Annotated in this window: 24 protein-coding genes; 17 read left to right on the top strand and 7 right to left on the bottom strand. The window is 62.9% G+C overall.

What is annotated here, in order from left to right; translation table 11 throughout:
• Positions 1–17: 17 nt before the first annotated feature.
• Complete coding sequence (locus tag CHB87_RS10405; RefSeq protein WP_089408369.1) at positions 18–1,769, top strand: ABC transporter ATP-binding protein; 1,752 nt, start codon at positions 18–20, stop codon at positions 1,767–1,769.
• Between the two features lie 63 nt (positions 1,770–1,832).
• On the opposite strand, the gene fliS is transcribed toward CHB87_RS10405, so the two are convergent.
• The 3 genes from fliS to CHB87_RS10390 form a co-directional block, all read right to left on the bottom strand.
• Complete coding sequence (fliS, locus tag CHB87_RS10400; RefSeq protein ID WP_089408368.1) at positions 1,833–2,306, bottom strand: flagellar export chaperone FliS; 474 nt, start codon at positions 2,304–2,306, stop codon at positions 1,833–1,835.
• Between the two features lie 27 nt (positions 2,307–2,333).
• A complete protein-coding gene (gene fliD / locus CHB87_RS10395) occupies positions 2,334–3,698 on the bottom strand; it encodes a flagellar filament capping protein FliD (protein WP_089408367.1) in 1,365 nt (454 codons plus the stop codon).
• A gap of 175 nt (positions 3,699–3,873) precedes the next feature.
• The gene (locus tag CHB87_RS10390) at positions 3,874–5,100 is read right to left on the bottom strand and encodes a flagellin N-terminal helical domain-containing protein (protein WP_089408366.1); all 1,227 of its coding nucleotides are present in this window, start codon (positions 5,098–5,100) and stop codon (positions 3,874–3,876) included.
• Positions 5,101–5,473: 373 nt separating this feature from the next.
• Here CHB87_RS10390 and CHB87_RS10385 point away from each other — a divergent pair, with 373 nt between their 5' ends.
• The 3 genes from CHB87_RS10385 (at position 5,474) to CHB87_RS10375 (ending at position 7,338) form a co-directional block, all read left to right on the top strand.
• Complete coding sequence (locus CHB87_RS10385; RefSeq protein ID WP_089408365.1) at positions 5,474–5,722, top strand: flagellar FlbD family protein; 249 nt, start codon at positions 5,474–5,476, stop codon at positions 5,720–5,722.
• A gap of 66 nt (positions 5,723–5,788) precedes the next feature.
• Positions 5,789–6,586, top strand: a complete 798-nt coding sequence (locus tag CHB87_RS10380) for a flagellar motor protein (protein ID WP_089408364.1) — start codon at positions 5,789–5,791, stop codon at positions 6,584–6,586.
• Positions 6,583–7,338: a flagellar motor protein MotB gene (locus tag CHB87_RS10375; protein ID WP_089408363.1), complete on the top strand. Its 756-nt coding sequence runs from the start codon at positions 6,583–6,585 to the stop codon at positions 7,336–7,338. Before CHB87_RS10380 ends, CHB87_RS10375 begins: the two co-directional genes overlap by 4 nt.
• On the opposite strand, the gene CHB87_RS10370 is transcribed toward CHB87_RS10375, so the two are convergent.
• Positions 7,304–7,735: a secondary thiamine-phosphate synthase enzyme YjbQ gene (locus tag CHB87_RS10370; protein WP_217897028.1), complete on the bottom strand. Its 432-nt coding sequence runs from the start codon at positions 7,733–7,735 to the stop codon at positions 7,304–7,306. The genes CHB87_RS10375 and CHB87_RS10370 overlap by 35 nt on opposite strands.
• Positions 7,736–7,777: 42 nt before the next feature.
• On the opposite strand from CHB87_RS10370, the gene CHB87_RS10365 reads away from it, so the two are divergent.
• The 10 genes from CHB87_RS10365 to CHB87_RS10325 all read left to right on the top strand — a co-directional run bounded on the left by CHB87_RS10365 (position 7,778) and on the right by CHB87_RS10325 (position 15,377).
• Positions 7,778–8,161: a hypothetical protein gene (locus CHB87_RS10365; protein WP_089408362.1), complete on the top strand. Its 384-nt coding sequence runs from the start codon at positions 7,778–7,780 to the stop codon at positions 8,159–8,161.
• Positions 8,162–8,319: 158 nt separating this feature from the next.
• Positions 8,320–9,603, top strand: coding sequence for a hypothetical protein (locus tag CHB87_RS10360; RefSeq protein ID WP_245817928.1), 1,284 nt, complete (start codon positions 8,320–8,322; stop codon positions 9,601–9,603).
• Between the two features lie 134 nt (positions 9,604–9,737).
• Complete coding sequence (locus CHB87_RS10355) at positions 9,738–10,358, top strand: non-canonical purine NTP pyrophosphatase (protein ID WP_089408360.1); 621 nt, start codon at positions 9,738–9,740, stop codon at positions 10,356–10,358.
• A 136-nt stretch (positions 10,359–10,494) separates the two neighbouring features.
• Positions 10,495–11,277 (top strand): succinate dehydrogenase cytochrome b558 subunit, encoded by a 783-nt coding sequence (locus tag CHB87_RS10350; protein WP_089408359.1) that lies wholly within the window; start codon positions 10,495–10,497, stop codon positions 11,275–11,277.
• 395 nt (positions 11,278–11,672) lie between these two features.
• Positions 11,673–13,442, top strand: coding sequence for a succinate dehydrogenase flavoprotein subunit (gene sdhA / locus CHB87_RS10345; RefSeq protein WP_089408358.1), 1,770 nt, complete (start codon positions 11,673–11,675; stop codon positions 13,440–13,442).
• Between the two features lie 11 nt (positions 13,443–13,453).
• Positions 13,454–13,645, top strand: a complete 192-nt coding sequence (locus CHB87_RS21880) for a hypothetical protein (RefSeq protein WP_142988298.1) — start codon at positions 13,454–13,456, stop codon at positions 13,643–13,645.
• A 12-nt stretch (positions 13,646–13,657) separates the two neighbouring features.
• Positions 13,658–14,413, top strand: a complete 756-nt coding sequence (sdhB, locus tag CHB87_RS10340) for a succinate dehydrogenase iron-sulfur subunit (RefSeq protein WP_089408357.1) — start codon at positions 13,658–13,660, stop codon at positions 14,411–14,413.
• Positions 14,414–14,463: 50 nt separating this feature from the next.
• Positions 14,464–14,673, top strand: coding sequence for a type II toxin-antitoxin system HicB family antitoxin (locus CHB87_RS10335; protein ID WP_089408356.1), 210 nt, complete (start codon positions 14,464–14,466; stop codon positions 14,671–14,673).
• Positions 14,670–14,909, top strand: a complete 240-nt coding sequence (locus tag CHB87_RS10330; RefSeq protein ID WP_089408355.1) for a type II toxin-antitoxin system HicA family toxin — start codon at positions 14,670–14,672, stop codon at positions 14,907–14,909. The genes CHB87_RS10335 and CHB87_RS10330 overlap by 4 nt, the downstream gene beginning before the upstream one ends.
• 54 nt (positions 14,910–14,963) lie before the next feature.
• Positions 14,964–15,377, top strand: coding sequence for a GlcG/HbpS family heme-binding protein (locus CHB87_RS10325; protein WP_089408354.1), 414 nt, complete (start codon positions 14,964–14,966; stop codon positions 15,375–15,377).
• Between the two features lie 86 nt (positions 15,378–15,463).
• Here the strand turns inward: CHB87_RS10325 and CHB87_RS10320 are convergent, their stop codons facing one another.
• Positions 15,464–15,652, bottom strand: coding sequence for a hypothetical protein (locus CHB87_RS10320; protein ID WP_089408353.1), 189 nt, complete (start codon positions 15,650–15,652; stop codon positions 15,464–15,466).
• A 73-nt stretch (positions 15,653–15,725) separates the two neighbouring features.
• Here CHB87_RS10320 and CHB87_RS10315 point away from each other — a divergent pair, with 73 nt between their 5' ends.
• Complete coding sequence (locus CHB87_RS10315; protein ID WP_089408352.1) at positions 15,726–16,844, top strand: dipeptidase; 1,119 nt, start codon at positions 15,726–15,728, stop codon at positions 16,842–16,844.
• Between the two features lie 2 nt (positions 16,845–16,846).
• On the opposite strand, the gene CHB87_RS10310 is transcribed toward CHB87_RS10315, so the two are convergent.
• Entirely contained in the window at positions 16,847–17,140 is a 294-nt protein-coding gene (locus CHB87_RS10310) for a putative quinol monooxygenase (protein WP_089408351.1), read from the bottom strand.
• A gap of 90 nt (positions 17,141–17,230) precedes the next feature.
• On the opposite strand from CHB87_RS10310, the gene CHB87_RS10305 reads away from it, so the two are divergent.
• Both CHB87_RS10305 and CHB87_RS10300 read left to right on the top strand, forming a co-directional pair.
• Positions 17,231–18,043: a peptidylprolyl isomerase gene (locus tag CHB87_RS10305; protein ID WP_245817927.1), complete on the top strand. Its 813-nt coding sequence runs from the start codon at positions 17,231–17,233 to the stop codon at positions 18,041–18,043.
• 96 nt (positions 18,044–18,139) lie between these two features.
• On the top strand, positions 18,140–18,661 hold the full coding sequence (locus tag CHB87_RS10300; protein ID WP_089408350.1) for a peptidylprolyl isomerase: 522 nt from the start codon (positions 18,140–18,142) through the stop codon (positions 18,659–18,661).
• A 70-nt stretch (positions 18,662–18,731) separates the two neighbouring features.
• Here the strand turns inward: CHB87_RS10300 and CHB87_RS10295 are convergent, their stop codons facing one another.
• A complete protein-coding gene (locus tag CHB87_RS10295) occupies positions 18,732–19,163 on the bottom strand; it encodes an organic hydroperoxide resistance protein (RefSeq protein ID WP_089408349.1) in 432 nt (143 codons plus the stop codon).

Here is a 19,163-nt window from a genome sequence, read left to right as displayed (position 1 = left end):
TCAACATCTAAGGAAGTATGTTCGAACGTCTACGACCGCTGGCCCCGTACCTCAGGCGATATTGGAAGCACCTCGCCTGGGGCGGGGTCTCGGTCATTTTGTATAACGCCATCAAGGCGAGTCTGCCGCCAATCATCGGCCACGCCATCGACGAGATGCAGCACGGCATCACCGATCGCGCGCTGCTGATGCACGCATCGCGGCTGCTGATCGTCGCCGTGTTGATGGCCGTCTTCCTCTATCTCAGCCGCCAGATTCTCATCGGCGCCTCGCGCGAGATCGAGTTCGATCTCCGCAACGATATCTTCGCCAACCTCGAACGGCAGTCGGCGGCCTTCTATCAGCGCCACCGCACCGGCGACATCATGGCCCGCACGACCAACGACCTGAGCGCGGTTCGCCAGTTGCTCGGGCCGGCCATTCTTTATTCCGCCAATACCGTGTTTTTTACCGTCACGGCCCTGCCCTACATGGTGAAGATCAGCCCGAAGCTGACCTTTATCGCCTTCGTTCCGCTGCCGCTTGCGTCGCTTCTGGTGCAGTACTTCGGCAACAAGATTCATGTGCGTTTCGAGCGCATTCAGGCCATGTTCTCGGATATCTCCGCCAAGGCGCAGGAGAACTTCTCCGGCGCGCGGCTGATCCGCGCCTTTGCGCAGGAGGAGGCTGAGATCGCCTCGTTCGAGACGGCGAACATCGAGTACATCGGACGCAGCCTGCATCTGGTCCGGCTGATGGCGATGCTCTGGCCGACGCTCGAACTGGTGCTTGGGCTCTCCCTCGTGATTACGCTGCTGGTCGGCGGACACGAGGTGGTCGAACACCGCATCACGGTCGGCGACTTCACCTCGTTCATGGTCTACATGGTGCAACTAACGTGGCCGATGATCGCGGTCGGCTGGGTCGTCAATCTCTTCCAGCGCGGCACGGCGTCCATCGTACGGATCGACGAGTTGCTCAAGGAAGAGCCCACGATCCAGGACGACCCAGCCCTCGCGGGCGCAGCCCCCGATCAGATCGATGGCGCTATTGAATTTCGCCATCTCACCTTCGGTTATGGCGAGATGGCGCCCACCTTGAAGGACATCAACCTGACGATCCCCGCCGGTTCGAGCCTCGCCATCGTAGGCCCGACCGGAGCGGGCAAATCGACGCTGGTCAATCTGATTCCGCGGCTCTACGACGCCGAACCCGGCATGGTGTTGATCGACGGCAAGCCGATCCGGCAACTGGCGCTCGATACGCTGCGCGGCGGAATTGGTTTCGTTCCCCAAGAGACGTTCCTGTTCTCCGATACGATTCTTCATAACGTATCCTTCGGCGTGCCCGAGGCAACACATGAGCAGGTGGTCGAAGCCGCAACCGTCGCGCACATCGCGACTGAGATCCTCGAATTCCCCAAGGGCTTCGAAACGGCGGTGGGCGAGCGCGGGGTGACGCTCTCCGGCGGACAGAAGCAGCGCACCGCCATCGCACGCGCGGTGCTGCGCGATCCGAAGATCCTGATCCTCGACGATGCGCTAGCCAGCGTGGACACCTACACCGAGGAGCGCATCCTCAGCGGCCTCGGACGCGTGATGCAGGGGCGGACGACAATCCTGATCTCCCATCGCATCTCGACCGCGCGCAACGCGGACCAGATCGCCGTGCTGGTCGACGGTTCGATCGCCGAGCGCGGCACGCACGACGATCTGCTGGCGCTCGATGGCTACTATGCGCGGCTGTATGAGAAGCAGCGGCTGGAAGAAGAGCTGGCGGTAACGACGTAGTGGTGAGCGAGCGGCGACAACCGCTCACTCACCACGAAGCCATCGCCACGAACCACTCGCTCTTTACGCGCTCCAGCGCGAGGCCGGCGCCTCGGAGTCGAAGACCGGTTGCGGGTTGAGACGCGTGAACTTCTCCTCGGTCGTCTTCAGCTCGCGCGGCAGCACGCGGCCGACAAGCGGATCCTTGGCGGCGAGGGCCCAGGCCTCGCGCACGTTGCGCACGCAGCCGATGACCTCCTCGAACTGCTCGCGGCTCGCCAGATGCGAGGCCTCAAGCGTCATGGTGAACATGGCCGCATAGAAGTCCGAGAGCGCGGACGCCGCGGCCTGTCCAAGCTCCGGCCGCAGCCGGGCCTGCAGGTACATCAGGATGTCGACCACCTTCTTGACCGCGATGCGCCGGCCAATGGTGTCGTCTTCCACGCAGCACTGCGCCGCGCGATAGAGGAAACGCAGTGCGCCGTCATAGAGCGCGACGACGAGTTCGATGCCGGTTGCACCGACGAGAGACTGCTGTTGATACGTCATTTCCGCCATGGGAGAGCCTTTCCGGTTCGGTATTGCCTAAAGAGTCGAAGCGACGTAGCCCGTCAGCGAGCTGTAAAGGATGTTCTGCTCGTTGAGCTGCGCGGGGATGGATTGGAGAGTTTCGTTCGCCGTGTTCAGCTCGGCGGTAAGGGTGGTCTTCTCCGTGGCGAGCAGCGCGTCCTCGTTGCTGACGTCCGTGTTCAACGAGGTCTCGACCGTGGAGTTCTGCGCCAGCGCGAGTGAGACGGCGCCCTGGGTGGATGAGCTTCCAAGCTGGTTGAGCGTGGTCGTCAACGTCTGGCCCCAGCTTCCGGCGGTCTCGAAGAAACCCTCCACGTCGCTGAAGTGGCTGTTCAGCGCGGTGTCGAGCGCGCTTGTGTCGAGCGTGAGCGTGCCATCCTGGCCGATGCTCAGCCCGATCTGGTCGATGGTCGCGATGCTGCCGCTGGCCGCGCCGCCGCTCAGCGCCTGCGAAAGACGCGTCTGGATGAGCGAGAGCGTGGGGTTGCCGAAGAGCGGCTCGGCGGCGCCGGTAGAATCCTTCCCCTCCTGCGTCTTGATGTCCGCGACGACCGCGTTATAGGCCGTCACCACGCTCTGCACGGCGGTCTCGATGGAGCTGTTGTCGTTGGTGATCTGCACCTGAACGGGCGTCGTGGAGGCGGCAAGAAGCTGGAAGGTGACGCCGGAGATGGCACCGGTCACGGTGTTCGAGGCGCTGGTCGTATCGAGTCCGTCGACAGTCAGGCTGGCGTCGGCGCCGGGCTGGCCGGTGGTGAAGTTGATGGCGGAGCTGGTGGTGGAATCGGTCAGGGCGCCGCCGAGCGTGATGGATCCCGCCGCACCGCTGGTGCTGCTCACCAGCGAGAGGCGCGACCCGTTCGCGTCCGTGATGACGCTGGCGGTCACGCCGTAGGAGCCCTGGTTGATCGCAGAAGCCAGCGTGGCCAGCGTGTTGTTGCCGCTGCCGATGGTGATGGTCTTGGCCGTGCCGGAGCCGACCTGGATGCTCAGCGTACCGCTGAGCGTGTCGGTCGCCGTGATGCTGCCGGTGTACTTCGACGAGGTCGTGGCGAGGGAGTTGACGACCACCGTATGGCTGCCCGCGACCGCGGTGGTGCTGGCGGACGAGAGGCTGAGCACGTCGGGATTTGAACTCGAACCCTCCTTCGAGGCAAACAGGCCATCGAACGAGGTGAGCGATGAAAGCGAGGTCGACAGGGTCGCAAGATCGGTTCCGAGCGAGGTGAAGGCCGTATCCTGCGTCTGCAGCGTCGAGAGCTGCGACTTCCAGGCTGTCTCCACGCCCGACTGCGTGGCGAGGATCGAGGTGACGGTCGATGCGACATCGAAACCGGCGCCGCTTGTGGGCGAACCAAAACTGAGTCCAACGGTAGCCATACGCTTTGTCCCTTGCTGTGATTGCTTGCTTGCAACAGGAGGAATGCACGCGTTGGGCCAACGCTGGAAGCCCAACATTAGAGATCGCTTGTCCAATACAACTCGATGGAAAAAGAAGGTTAAAGCGAGAAGAGCGGACATGGGCCGATGCCCACGTCCGCTACCCCTCAACCGACTATTGAAGCAGCTTGAGAACTTCCTGCTGCACGCTGTTTGCCTGGGCGAGCGCGCTGATACCGGTCTGCGAGAGCACCTGGTACTTGGCGAGATCGCTGGTGGCCTGGCCGTAGTTGGTGGACTGAATGCTGCTCTGCGCCGAGGTCAGGTTCTCCGACTCCGCCGAAGCGACGTTCGAGGCCGCGGTCAACTGGTTGATGTCCGCGCCGATGATGCCGCGCTGATAGGCCACGCCGGCAATCGCCGAGGTCACCGTGGTCAGCACCGTCTGTGCGCTGGACTGGGTGAGGGTTGAGACGTCCGAGTTGGTGAAGTCGATGCCCGCGCCCGCAGTCGCGCCAGCCGCGGCCGGAGCGTAGTCTTCGAGCGTGTTCGTGCTGACAGCCAGCACGTTCGTGCCTGCGGTGGTGTTCTCCGCATCCTCCGGACCGGTGAGCACGAGCTTGTTGCCCGAGCCGATGCTCGCCACGATGCCCGAACCATCCGCGTTGTACTGATCGTTCAACTGGTTGACGGCATCGGTCAGGCTGGTGCCGGTGGCGATCGTCGAGTTGATGGCCGTACCGCCCGCCACCGAGACGCTCAGGGTGCCCGCGATGGTGTCGTTGTAGTTCGTCAGCGCCGAGAAGGTGACCGAAGAACCCACCGTCAGGGACGAGGTGGTCGCCGTGCCCGAAGTAAGCGCAACGCCCGCGCCGACCGGAGCCGACTGGCCGACATTGCTCTTGCTCAGTACGCCGACGATGTCGCTGTACACGTTCGCGCCGCTGCCGGTGCCGTCCGAGACGAAGACCGTGTTGGCGATGTTCGAGAAGACGCTGTTGCTGTTGAAGTTGGTGGTCGTGCCGATGTCGCCGATTTCGTTCAGGATGTTCTGATACTCCTGGTTGGCCGAGCTTACCTGGTTGCTGTTCAGCGTGCCGTTGGCCGCTTCGGTCGAGAGGGTGACCGCGCGGTCGAGCAGGTTGGTGACCTGCGAGAGGGCGCCATCGGCGGTCTGCAGCAGTCCGATGCCGTCGGTCGCATTCTGCGAAGACTGGGTAAGTGCGGCAATGTTGGCGCCAAGTCCATCGACGACCGCGAGACCGGCTGCGTCATCCGCACCGGAGTTGATACGCGAGCCCGAAGAGAGCTGATTCAGGGTCGTCTGCAAAGACGCCTGAGTCTGGTTCAGGTTGTTCTGCGCGTAGATTGCAGCGATGTTGTTCAAAATGCCCAAGGACATGGATTCCGCTCCTGTACTGATCCGAATTTGAGTTACCGCAACGCCTTGCCCGGGTGCTGCGCCAGCGTGACGAACAAAGCAGGATTGCCTTGTTCTTACCGGTTCAGCGTGCGGTTGGCCCCGCGTTCTTTCACTACATCGGCGTTGGGTCGGACACCATTAGCACCAGTGGCCCTGTAAATGCAAGCGCCGCGCGAAAAGTAACATTCCTCTTAGTTACAGGTTGGGCGAGTTATCTCGAATCGCTCGCCGGTAACGACAATAGAGGCGGCGATCCGCCGGACGGCGTCCGCGGGTACGCAATCGCAGCTCGCTCCGCGACTATCGCCGCGCTCTTCCCCGCCGATACATCACGCAGGGAGCGTATCGAACCATGATCGAACTTACCCGTCTCAACGGTCACCGGCTGGTCGTCAACTGCGACCTCATCAAGTTTGCCGAGGCCACCCCCGACACCACGCTGACGCTGGTGACGGGCGAAAAACTCATCGTGCTCGAATCCTGCGAGACGCTGGAAGAGCTCATCCTCAACTATCACAGCAGCATTCTCAGCCAGGCCTGGCGCTATCCTTCGCGCGGCGCCGTCTCCGCGCTTGAAGCCGTTCGGGCAACCTCGGAATAAGTTCACACTGCGTTACATATTGAGTTCGACCCCACATTTGTCACACGCGCCAAAGGAGTTCAAGCAATGGACATCGCCAGCATAGGCGGCATCATCCTCGCCATCGTCGGCATCCTCGCCGGGATGATGATCGAAGGCGGCAACATCGGCCAGATCACCCAGCCCACGGCGGCGATGATCGTCGTCGGCGGAACCATCGGCGCGGTCATGCTGCAGTTTCCCATGAACATCTTTCTCGCGGCATGCAAGGATCTCGTCAAGGTCTTCCTGCACAAGGGCGCCGATGGCGAGGCCATCCTGATGCAGATCGTCGAGTTCGCCAACAAGGCGCGCAAAAGCGGCATCGTCTCGCTCGACGGCGACCTCGCGCAGGTCAACGACCCTTTCCTCAAGCAGGCTTTGATGCTCGCGGTCGACGGCACGGAGTCGAGCGAGGTGCGCAAGATCATGCAGCTTGAGCTTGAGAATAAGAGCGAGATCGAAGAGAAGATCCCCGCGGTCTTCGAAGCCATGGGAGGCTACTCGCCGACCGTCGGCATCATCGGCGCCGTGCTCGGACTCATCCAGGTGATGAAGAATCTCGACAACATCGACGAGGTCGGACGCGGCATTGCAACGGCCTTCGTCGCCACCATCTACGGCGTCGCGATGGCCAATCTGATCTGTCTCCCCGCCGCGGGCAAACTGAAGTTTCGCCACCGCGAAGAGACCATGATCAAGGAGATGATGCTCGAGGGCGTCATCTCCATCCTCGAAGGCATGAACCCGCGCATGATCGAGACCAAGCTGCGCACCTATCTCTTCGAGACCGGACACAAGCCGGCGGCAGAGGGCGCGCGCCAGCCGCAGGAGGCGCAGGCATGAGCAAGAAGAAGCATCCCGAGCATGTGAATCATGAGCGCTGGCTGGTCTCTTACGCGGACTTCATCACGCTGCTGTTTGCGTTCTTCGTCGTTCTGTTCGCGGCCGGCCAGACGGACAAGCGCAAGCAGGTGCAGCTTGCCATCGCGATGCAGTCCGCCTTCACGCACGACGGCATCTTCGATCAGCACTCGAAGACGCCGCCCATCGCGCAGGACGCCGCGGTGGGCCGCTCGTCGAAGCCCGCGCCCTTCGGCCTGCCCATCCCCACGCCGCAGGAGCTGGCGCAGAAGCGCGTGCAGGAGCATGTCAGCGAGGTGATGAAGAAGGCGGTCGAACGCAAGCGTCTTGCCGCAGGCGCCATCAGCATGCACACCACCGATGATGGGCTGGTCATCAGCCTGCGCGAGGCGGGCTTCTTCCCTTCGGGCTCGGCCGATGTGCGCGCGGGCGCCGAAGAGATCGTCGCCGAGGTGGCGAGCGCGCTGCCGGATCAGGCCATCCACGTAGAAGGCCACACCGACAACGTGCCCATCCACAACCAGCAGTTCGCCACCAACTGGGAGCTTTCGACCGCGCGCGCGGCGACGATCACGCGCATGGTGCTCGCCGCCGGCAAGGTATCGCCAAAGCTCATCTCGGCCACCGGCTTCGCGGAGTATCAACCCGCGGCCAGCAACGCCACCGAAGAGGGCCGCGCGCAGAACCGGCGCGTCGACATCATTCTGCTGAAACGCCCAGAATCTTCACAATGACGCGCTTGCTGCGCTGACCGTCGAACTCCGCATAGAAGATGCGTTGCCACTGCCCGAGATCCAACCGGCCACGCGTGATGGGCAGCGTCGTCTCATGGTGAAGCAGCAAGGCCTTCAGGTGCGCATCGGCGTTATCCTCGCCGGTCTGGTGATGCTTGTAGCCGGGCCACGAGGGCGCCAGCTTTTCAAGCCACGTGCCGATGTCTTCGATCAACCCATTCTCATGGTCGTTCACGTAGATCGCCGCCGTGATGTGCATCGGCGAGACGAAGCACAGGCCATCGATCACTCCGCTCTGGCGTACGATGCGCTCCACCTGATCGGTGATGTGAACCATCTCGTAACGCTTGCTGGTGTTGAATGTCAGATACTCGGTGTGCGCCTTCATCGAGGCCATGTTCTCTCCTGAATTGTGGTTGCGTAGCGTTATACTCAGTCTATGGCGAACAGGGCCAACCCGGCGCGCGTGACGATGCGGCTTCGCATCCTCCTCGCGATGCTGTGCCTGATCGCCTTTGCCACAGGCCCGACGACATGCCTGGCAACCATGCCTCACATGCCCATCGCGCAGGCCGCCAGCGTCGAGGCAGACTGCAGCCCGTGCTGCTCGCGCCAGACTCCGGCGAGCGTCGAACTCGGCTGCTGCACCGCACCGCAGGACCTACCGCCTGCGCATATCGCGGCTGCAGCCACGATTCAACCTGCGCTCATCTTCGCGTCGCTTGAGCCGCTGCCCATGCTGAGGCCTGCGTCGTTCGTACGCGCCACACGCATCGCCGCGACCTCTCCTCCACCGCCCAGGCTGGTCGCACTCCGCATCTGATTTCCTACTTCATCCGCCAGCGTCTCGACCATCCCGCAAAACATCGCACACGAGCCCCGGAGAGTAGACCCATGCCGTTCCCCCGTATCGCTACGCGCGCAGTTGCGTGCCTGTTCTTCGCATCGTTTGTAACGCTTGCAACAGCCCAGCAAAGCATCATGCCCGATATGCCAGGCATGAACATGAGCGCGCCCGGCACGAAGCACGCCGACCCGCTCTCAGGCACGATCTGGCAGCACACCGACTCCGGCACCAGCACCGAGCCAGCCAGCACGCCCGCGCCCATGTGGATGGGCCAGCACCATGGCTGGATGACCATGCTGCACGGCAACGCCTTCGTCGCGGACACGCAGCAGCAAGCCGACAACTCCCGCGGCGGCGACAAGCTCTTCTCGACCAACTGGATCATGCCCATGGCCATGCATCCGCTCGGCGGCAACGGGCAGATCACGCTGCGCGCGATGTTCTCGCTTGAACCCGCGACCGTCACTGGGCGTTTCTATCCGGAGCTCTTTCAGCAGGGCGAGACCGCCTTTGGCAGGCCCATCGTCGACGGCCAGCACCCGCACGACTTCTTCATGGAGATCACCGCGCTCTACGACCTGCGCCTGGGCCAGCACGCGCTGCTGAGCCTCTACGCCGCGCCGGTGGGCGACCCCGCGCTGGGCCCGACCGCGTATCCGCACCGGCTCTCGGCTTCGGAAGATCCCATCGCCGCGCTCGGGCACCACCAGCAGGACTCCAGCCACATCGCGATGAACGTCGTCACCGCCGGCCTGACGTATAAATGGGCGCGGATCGAAGGCTCGGGCTTCCACGGCGAAGAACCCACCGAGGCGCGCTGGCAGCCGGAGCCCTCGGCCAACGGCCATGCGGTCGACAGCTACTCCGCGCGACTGACGATCTCGCCCACGCGCAACTGGTCCGGGCAGTACTCCGTCGCGCACATTACGGCCCCAGAGCAGTTGCACCCCACCGAAGATCAGCAGCGCCAGACCGCCAGCGTCATGTATAACCGGCCCCTCGGCGCGCATCACGATACGACCTCCATGCCCGGCATGGACATGGCGACACACGCGACCGGCGACTGGTCCAACACGCTGCTCTGGGGCCATACCAGATCGCTCGCCGACAACACCATCGCCGACAGCTACCTCGCCGAGTCGCTGCTCAAGTTCCACACGCGCAACTATGCCTGGGTGCGGATCGAATCCGCCGCGCGCACCAGCGAGCTCGTGAACCCAACCGGCCCGGAGCTGCCCGTCGGCCATGTACAGGCGTATACGCTGGGCTACGACCGCGACTACAAGGTCGCGCCGCACCTTCTGGCCGCACCTGGGGCACAGTTCACGGTCTATCGAGCGCCGGATGCGCTGGTCTCCACCTATGGACGCACTCCGTTGGGCGCGGTGGCGTTCGTGCGCTTCCGCATCGTGCAGTGAAGATACCAGGGTGCCCCATCCTTCGCACCTTTGCGAAGGGTGGGACGCAACAGGCTCGAACCGAATACGTCCCACCCTTTCCGATGAAGCCTGGAAAGGATGGGGCGCCCGGACATCTGTACTAACCTTGAAGCATGATCCTCTACGTCGCCACGACCAACCCCGGCAAGCTCCGCGACTTCGCCGCAGCCGCCACGCCCGGCGTCACCATCGCGCCGCTGCCGAACATCGCCAGCATCCCCGCACCGGACGAGACCGCCGACACCTTCGAAGGCAACGCGCGCATCAAGGCGCTCGCCTACTCGGCCATCGCGCCGGGCCAGATCGTGCTGGCCGACGACTCCGGCATCGAGCTGGACGCGCTCGGCGGTGCACCCGGCGTCCGCTCCGCGCGCTACGCCGACGACGAAGGCTTCCCCGCCACGCCGGGGGTCACAACCGACCAGCGCAACCTCGCCTGCCTGCTCGACCGCACGCGGCACCTCACCGGAGAAGACCGCTACGCCCGCTACCGCTGCGTCCTCATCGCAGCACGCGACGGCGAGGTGATCGCCATCGGCACGGGCGACGTCGACGGCATCCTGCTCGACACGCCCACCGGCAACGGCGGCTTCGGCTACGACCCTATCTTCCTGATCTCCGAGCACGACGAGACGATGGCCGAGCTGGATATCGAAACCCGGCTGTCGCTGAGCCATCGCGGGCGGGCGCTGGCCGATCTGCTGGCGAAATTGAAGAGCGCAGATTTCGCGTGATCATAGAATTCGCACAAACCTTCCGCTAATCGCACCAATCCCGCCAGTTTTCTTGACGCTCCCACAACCGGAGCGGAATAATCAGCCTGCCGCACCTGTTAAGCATTCGCGACACGCAACACCCAGGAGCCTGTCCATGGCCACCACCGCACCTCCCGCAAACACGATCCGCAAAGGCGTCCAGCCCTTGCGCGCCGGACAGGGCAACTCCTTCCTGTGGCGCCGCCTGCACTCGCTCTCGGGCATCGTGCCCATCGGCGCGTTCCTGATCGAGCACATCATCTCGAACTTCGAGATCCTGAACGGGCCGCTGGCCTACGCCAAGCAGGTCCAGTTCCTCAACTCCCTGCCGCTGGTCCGCGTGCTGGAGTGGGCGTTCATCTTCATTCCGCTGGCCTTCCACGCGCTCTACGGCGTCTTCATCGCCTTCCGGGGCCGCTCGACCGTCAACGTCTACCCGTGGGCCGGCAACTACATGTACGTGATGCAGCGCGTCACGGGCATCATCGCGCTGCTCTATATCGGGCAGCACGTCTGGCGGCAGCGCTTTTCGGGCGTCAGCCTGCCGGAGCATCCCGGCGCGGCATTCGCCAAGGTGCAGCATGAGCTCTCAAATCCCTGGATGCTCGCGATCTACGTCATCGCGATGATCGCGACGACCTGGCACTTCGCCTACGGCATCTGGCTCTTCGCAGCCAAATGGGGAATCACGCCTGGCGACAAGGCCCGCAAGCGCTTCGGCTATATCTGCGCGGCGTTCGGCACGGCGCTCTGCATCATGGGTCTGGCCAGCATTGTTTCGATCGTGATGGCGCCGCCCGCTCCGGATGATGTGATGCCGGAGAAGCCTGCGGTTACGGCGCAGGCATCGCCTTCAACAGAGTTCAGGCATCCGGAGAATTACGGCTCGCGCCAGTAATAACAGTTTTGCCGCATGCGCCTTGTTAAGGGCACGGCTTCAGCCGTGCCGTTCGACGCCCAGGATAGAACGGGGCTTTAGCCCTTGAGGTACGAAAATGATAGGAACGACAACCTTCATAGCCGTCGCCCTCGCACTTTTCACCTTGGCAATGGCTGCCGACCTTCGGCGCCGCTCTCTGCTGAAAGAATTCGCCAGACACCATGAAACAGAAGTTTCCGAAAAACCTTTGACCTCCGCTGCAATCGCACAAATCGAGGAGAAGCTTCCAAAGGGTTCCCTTCGTACTCGCATCAAGTGGCTTGAAAGAAGCTCCAGACTATCCTGGCTTGCTCTTGAGGTCGTAGCAAATCTTTTTTGAACAGGCTCTTGGAATCTCTGAATAGGAATCGCACATGGCAGCCACACCAAGAATCATCGTCGTAGGCGGAGGCCTCGCCGGCCTCGCCGCCGTCATCAAGATCGCCGAGGCCGGCGGCACGGTCGACCTCTTCTCCATCGTGCCCGTCAAGCGGTCGCACTCGGTCTGCGCGCAGGGCGGCATCAACGCGGCCAAGGACCTCAAGGGCGAGGGCGACTCCGTCCTCAAGCACTTCGACGACACCGTCTACGGCGGCGACTTCCTCGCCAACCAGACGCCGGTCAAGAACATGACCGCGCAGGGTCCGGCCATCATCGACCTGCTCGACCGCATGGGCGTGCCCTTCAACCGCACGCCCGAGGGCCTGCTGGACTTCCGCCGCTTCGGCGGCACGCTGTACCAGCGCACGGCCTTCGCCGGCGCGACGACGGGTCAACAGCTGCTTTATGCGCTGGATGAACAGGTTCGCCGCTACGAGGCCGAGGGCAAGGTCAAGAAGTACGAGGGCTGGGAGTTCCTCTCCGCCGTGCTGGGCTCGAAGGGCGAGGCACGCGGCATCTGCGCCATGGACCTCCGCTCGATGGAGACACGCACCTTCCCCGCCGACGCGGTCATTATCTGCACCGGCGGCAACGGCGCGATCTTCGGCAAGAGCACGAACTCGGTCGTCTGCACCGGCTCGGCGCAGTCGGCGCTGTACCAGCAGGGCGCGTTCTACGCGAACGGCGAGTTCATCCAGGTACACCCGACCGCCATCCCCGGCGAAGATAAGCTGCGCCTCATGTCCGAGTCTGCGCGCGGCGAGGGCGGACGCGTGTGGGTTCCGCGCGACCGAAACGATAAGCGCGTCGCCCGCTCGATCCCCGAGGCCGACCGCTACTACTTCCTCGAAGAGCGTTATCCGAAGTACGGCAACCTGGTGCCGCGCGACATCGCCACCCGCGAGATCTTCAAGATCGTCTACGAAGACAACATGGGTATCGACGGTCAGCCGATGGTTTATCTCGACCTGACGCACCTGCCGAAGGCCCGGCTGCACAAGCTCGAGGGAATTCTGGAGATCTACGAGAAGTTCGTCGGCGACGATCCGCGCGAGGTGCCGATGAAGATCTTCCCCGGCATGCACTACACGATGGGCGGCCTGTGGGTGGACTTCCAGCAACAGACGAATATCCCCGGCGTCTTTGCGGCGGGTGAGGCCGACTACTCGATCCACGGCGCGAACCGCCTGGGTGCGAACTCGCTGCTGTCGTGCATCTACGGCGGCTTTGTCGCGGGCCCGCAGGCGCTGCAGTACGCCAAGGCTCTGCCCGCGCAGGTGGGCGATGGCGGACACGCCGAAGAGCTGGCGCGTCAGAAGCAGAAGAACTCCGGCCTGCTGAACAACGCCGGCACGGAGAACCCGTTCAAGATCTGGCGCGAACTGGGCGAGACGATGACCAAGCACGCGACCATCGTCCGCTACAACGCAGGCCTGGACGAGGCGGATGCGAAGATCGTCGAACTGCTGGGCCGCTACAAGAACGTCAACCTCTCGGACAAGAGCCAGTGGGCGAATACGAGCTTCGCCTTCACGCGCCAGCTCTACAACATGCTGGAGCTCGCACGCGTGATCGTGCAGGGCGCTCGCCAGCGCGACGAGAGCCGCGGCGCACACTACAAGCCGGACTTTCCGAATCGCAACGACGAGCAGTTCCTGAAGACGACCAAGGCGGCGTTCGTCGACGGCGCGCCGAGCATCTCGTTCGAGGATGTCGACATCAGCCACATCAAGCCGCGTCCGCGCGTCTACTCCAGCACTTAACGAGGCGCATCATGTTCGGCTTTGACAAGCTCGGAATCATCATCGTTCTGGCGGTATGCGCCTCGGTGTTGTTTCTCCCGGCTTTACTGCTCGGCGGATGGTTCGTATCGAACGCAATCGTGAAAGGCACTCACGAGCTGGATCGCAGAACATCTTCTTCAGGAATCGAAGCGAACACGGATACAACACGCGATAGAGATTGAGGGAAAACAAGCATGGCAACCGCAGCCCGCACCATCCAAGTCGAGATCAAGCGCCAGTCCAGCCCGGACCAGCCGGCGACCACCGAGAAGTTCGAGATTCCCTATCGCCCGAACATGAACATTACCTCGCTTCTCGGCGAGATCGCGCTGAACCCGGTCGAGGTGACCGGCAAGCCCACCACGCCGATCACCTATGACTCCAACTGCCTGGAGGAGATCTGCGGCTCGTGCGCGATGTTGATCAACGGCAAGGCGCGCATGGCCTGCTCCGCGCTGGTCGACAAGCTTGAGCAGCCGATCCGGCTGGCGCCGCTGTCGAAGTTCCCCGTGGTGCGCGACCTCGCGGTCGACCGCTCCGTGCTGTTCGAGAACCTGAAGGCGGTCAAGGCCTGGGTGCCGATCGACGGCTCATACGATCTCGGCTCCGGCCCTCGCCAGCAGCCGCAGATTCAGGAACAGCGCTATCCGTTGTCGAACTGCATCTCCTGCACCATCTGCATGGAGGTCTGCCCCCAATTCAATGATTCAACGTCATTCGTCGGCGCAGCGACGATTGCGCAGGTGAAGCTCTTCAACATGGACCCCGCGGGCTCTGTCCTGAAGGAAGAGCGCCTTCGCGCGCTGGCCGGGGACGGCGGCGTGCAGGAGTGCGGCATGGCGCAGAACTGCGTTGCAGCCTGCCCCAAGCAGCTTCCGCTGATCGAAGCGATCTCGGATGTCAGCCGCGATGTGGTCATCCAGCAGGTGAAGGACTTCTTCTCGTTGTAATATCGGTGCGCTCCTTGCCGGGAAATCCCGGCAGGGCGTACTCTTCCCTTATGAGCGAACTTGTCTTCAACGTGACGCAAGAATCGGATGGCGGCTACGTTGCCGTGGCAGTTGGCGAGAGTATCGCCACTCAGGGCGATACCTGGGATGAACTCTGCTACATGGTTCTGGATGCCGTGAAGGGTTATTTCTACGACTCAGAACCGCCCACGCGCATACGTCTATCCCTTCATGTTGAGCAGGTTCTGGCTGTCGCGTGAGGACTCCGCGAGATATCTTCGGTCGAGAGCTTGCCGATCATCTCCTCCGTCGGTGGGACTACCGCGAAGAACGACAGGCAGGCAGCCACATCATTCTGCGCACCGACATTCCTACGGGACAGACGCTCCCCATCCCGGCTCACAAACCTCTGCGCACCGGCACACTCATTGCGATCGTGAGAATGGTTGCAGCACACAAGGATGTTACGCGAGACGACATCCTCAGAGACTTATAAGCTACTCAGCACTGCATCGTTTGCATATTCAGCAGCCACTAGGAGCCCCATCGAATGCCCAGCACCATCCCTACCCTGACCCTCGAAGATGCACGCCGCCTCATCACCGCAGCCGAAACGAAGGCGGAAGCCATCGGCCAGCCCATGTGTATCGCTGTCGTCGACGCGGGCGGCAACCTGCTCGCCTTCGAACGCATGACCAACGCCTGGATCGGCTCCATCGACATTGCACAGAAGAAGGCGTTCACCTCGCGAGCCTTCGACATTACTACAAAAGATCTCGGTGCAAACTCGCAGTCGGGCGATCAGTTCTTCGGTATCCACGCCTCGAACGGCGGCAGAATCATGATCTTCGCCGGCGGTCTGCCGATCGTCATGGAGGGTAAGGTCATTGGCGCAATCGGAGTCAGTGGCGGATCCGGCGAGCAGGATCATGCGGTAGCTGAGGCGGGTCTGGCACGCTTGTAGTGGATATGAACGACAAGCAGTAGAAAGACACATCAAAGCCCCACTCAACGTTGAGCGGGGCTTTGATGTGTGGAACGAACTCGGAACTACTTGGTAAAGATCGTGTCGCCTGGAACATGCTTTTCATTCTCATGAAGTCTGTGCTTGCCATGCTTGGCGGCGGCATCCGCGATGGCCTTCAGACGCTGCTCGTCGGTCGTGTCCTCGCCCTCGGGCGAAATGTTCTGGAGCGAGGGACGTGCTGTCGTGTCGTTGTTTCCAAAGTCAAGAGCCATATTGCACCTCGCACTATAAGAAGCCTGCGACCGCACACAGGTTGCTCCGCCAGCCGGTAAACTCCAATCAGCCATGCTGACCATCGACACCCATGCCGACACGCCGCAGCGCTTCGCCGATCAGGGCTGGGACTTCGTCGACGGGCCGCTCGGCCCCGGCATGATCGACCTCGCCACGGCGCGCGCCGGCGGCCTGGGCGCGGAGTTCTTCGCCATCTGGGCCGAACCCTCCGAGTGGAAGGGACGCTATGCCCACCGAACGCTGCAGTTGATCGACGGCGTGCTCGAACAGGTCCGCAAGCACCCAGAGGAGCTGCGGCTGTGCCTTTCGCCCGAAGACATCCGTGAGGCGTATGCCGAGGGCAGATTCGCCGTCCTCCTGGGCCTCGAAGGCGGCCACTCCATCGAGAATTCGCTGTCGCTGCTACGCGTCTACCATCGGCTCGGCATCCGTTATATGACGCTGACGTGGTCGAACACGCATGAGTGGGCCGACTCCTGCGGAGACCTGCACGACGACTCCGTGCGGCGCCACGGCGGTCTGACCGGCTTCGGTCGCGAGGTGATTGCGGAGATGAACCGGCTCGGCATGATCGTCGACGTCAGCCACGCGTCGGACGAGACCTTCTGGCAGGTGCTCGCATGCTCCCGCGCGCCGATCCTCGCGACGCATTCGAGCGCCCGCTCGCTTACGGATGTACCCCGCAACCTGACGGACGAGATGCTCCGCGCCCTGGCGAATGCGGGCGGCGCCTGCATGGTCAACTTCTTCCCTGCCTTCATCGACGAGGACTGGCACGCAGCCTGGAATCGGCAGCGTCCCGAACGACGCGAAGCCCACGAACACGCAGCGAAGCCATGGCGCGAACGAAATTTGCCTATTCCGTTTTATGTCTCGGATGGTGTGGATCGGAGGTTTGCTGCCCGCCTGCCGCGAGCGCCCTTTGCGTCGTTGATCGATCACATCGACCACGTGGCAAAGGTAGCGGGCATCGACCATGTCGGCATTGGGACGGACTTCGACGGCATTCCGTCATTGCCCGAAGGCATCGATTCGGCAGCCGATCTGCCGAAGATCGCGGACGCGCTGCGCGAGCGCAGGTATTCCGAGGATGACCTGGAAAAGCTGCTTGGCGGCAACCTGCTCCGGGTCTTCGCCGAAGTGCAGGCCGCCGCCACGACGCAACCTTAGAGTTATTTCTCCGCCAGAATCGCAATCTTGTGAATCTTCGGCTGCTCGGCGAAATACTCGTCCGCCTTTGCCATCAGGGCCTTGGCGATCTCGCCGGTCAGGTGTGCATCGCGCCCCGCCTCATCGTCGAACGTGTCGAAGACGCCGTATGTGCCGTTATCCTCTTTGAATCCGTACCATGAGACGGTTCCCGGCTCGGCGTGGGACATCTCGCCACCCAGCTTCAGAAACGCTTCGATCTCGGCTTCCTTGCCCGGCTTCGGCTTCAACTCCGCGTACAGCGCAAACTTTGCCATAAAATCCTCCAACTGCGTTGGACGCCCGCCGCGCCCCATCGGTCACCTGCACTTGTAGCCTTTGCCGCGAGGCGTTAGCCTTGTGAGGTGATGTTCGAAAAGACGATCCGAGACTCCGGTAAGACCGCCCTCCGCCTTGCGTTTGGCCTGACGATGCTTGCCGCCCCTGCAGCTCTTCAGGCACAAGCCGCCGCGCCAGCCGCTCAACCGGAGAAGACAGCGCCCGCGGCGACCACCCCGGCGCCGGCCGCCGCCGAGCAGTTCCCCGACGCCCCCAGCACGGCCGCGCAGATCAAACCGCCGATGGTTCCCACTGGCCCCACCGTCGTCATCGACACGACCATGGGCCGGCTGACCTGCAAGCTCTTCGAGAAGGAGGCGCCGGTCTCCACCGCCAACTTCATCGGCCTCGCCGAGGGCACGAAGGACTGGACCGACCCCAGCACGCAGAAGAAGATGCACGGCGTAAGGTTCTACGACGGCGTGACCTTCCACCGGGTCATCCCAACCTTCATGATCCAGGGAGGCGACCGGCTGGGCAATGGGTCGGGCGACGGCGGCTACTTCTTCGACCAGGAGATCGTGCCGGGCTTGAACTTCGACGTCGCCGGCCGACTCGCCATGGCCAACGCCGGGCCGAACACCAACGGCACGCAGTTCTTCATCACCGAAGAGCCACAGCCGGACCTCGACGGCAAGTACAACATCTTCGGCCAGTGCGACGCCCACACCGTCCTGCTGGTCGCCTCCATCGCCCGCGTCTCGCGCAACCACGACGACAAGCCGGATGTACCCGTGGTGATGAACCACGTTTACATCGTCCGCGACGGACAGCCGATGCCGCCGCTGCCGGTCGCGCCCATCTCGCTGCCTGCAGCGCCGTTGCCGCCGCAGAAGCAGTAAGAATTCACCCGACCGCGTTAGAATGGCGTGTTCGTCATTTCACGGGTCCATCAACGCGGAAACTCGCCCCAGCACTGTAAGGAGAACACTTAAATCATGCCTACCAAGCCCGGCACTTACGCCACCTTCAAGACCAGCGAAGGCGCCATTGTCTGCGAACTGTTCGAGAAGGACGCGCCCATTACCGTCGCCAACTTCATCGGTCTCGCCGAAGGAACCAAGGAGTGGAACAGCCGCAGCAAGAAGGGCGACAAGCTCTATGACGGCACCATCTTCCACCGCGTCATCCCGGCCTTCATGATCCAGGGCGGAGATCCCGAGGGCTCCGGCATGGGCGGCCCCGGCTACAAGTTCGCAGACGAGACCAAGGGCAGCCCGCACCACTTCAAGACGCCCGGCAAGCTCGCCATGGCCAACGCCGGCCCCAACACCAACGGCAGCCAGTTCTTCATCACCGTCACCGACACCAGCTGGCTGACGGGCAAGCACACCATCTTCGGTGAAGTGGTCGAAGGCTACGACATCGTCGAGAAGATCAGCAAAGTCGCCCGCGACGGTATGGACCGGCCCAAGAAGCCGGTCGTGCTGGAGTCGGTTACGATCGAGCGCGTCGCGTAACGGAAGTCGCGTCCACGCACAAAGGACCTGCCTCGGCAGGTCCTTTGCTTTGCAGCCAATCTCAGACTGACTAAGCCACCGACAGCTTCACATCGATATTACCCCGCGTCGCGTTCGAGTACGGGCAGACCTCGTGCGCCTCGTGGACCAGCTTCTCCGCCAGTTCCTTCTCCATGCCGGGGATGTGCACGACCAGCTCGACCGCGATGCCGAAGCCCTTGGCGCCGTTCGCCAGGGGGCCGAAGCTCACGCTCGAGTCGATGGACGCATCCTTCGGGACGTGGATCTTCTGCGAGCTCCCAACAAACTTCAGCGCGCCGATGAAGCAAGCCGCGTAGCCCATCGCGAAGAGCTGCTCGGGGTTGGTGCCCGTGCCGCCGCCGCCCATCTCCTTTGGCGGATCGAGCTTCACATCCACCTTGCCGTCGTCGGTCTTCGCCACTCCCTCGCGGCCGCCGGTGGCCGTCGCGTGCGCTGTGTAGACTACTTTTTCGAGTGCCAT

The sequence above is a fragment of the Granulicella rosea genome (genome assembly GCF_900188085.1).
Taxonomy (GTDB): Bacteria; Acidobacteriota; Terriglobia; order Terriglobales; family Acidobacteriaceae; genus Edaphobacter; species Edaphobacter rosea.
This window is presented reverse-complemented; position numbering and strand designations above follow the sequence as displayed.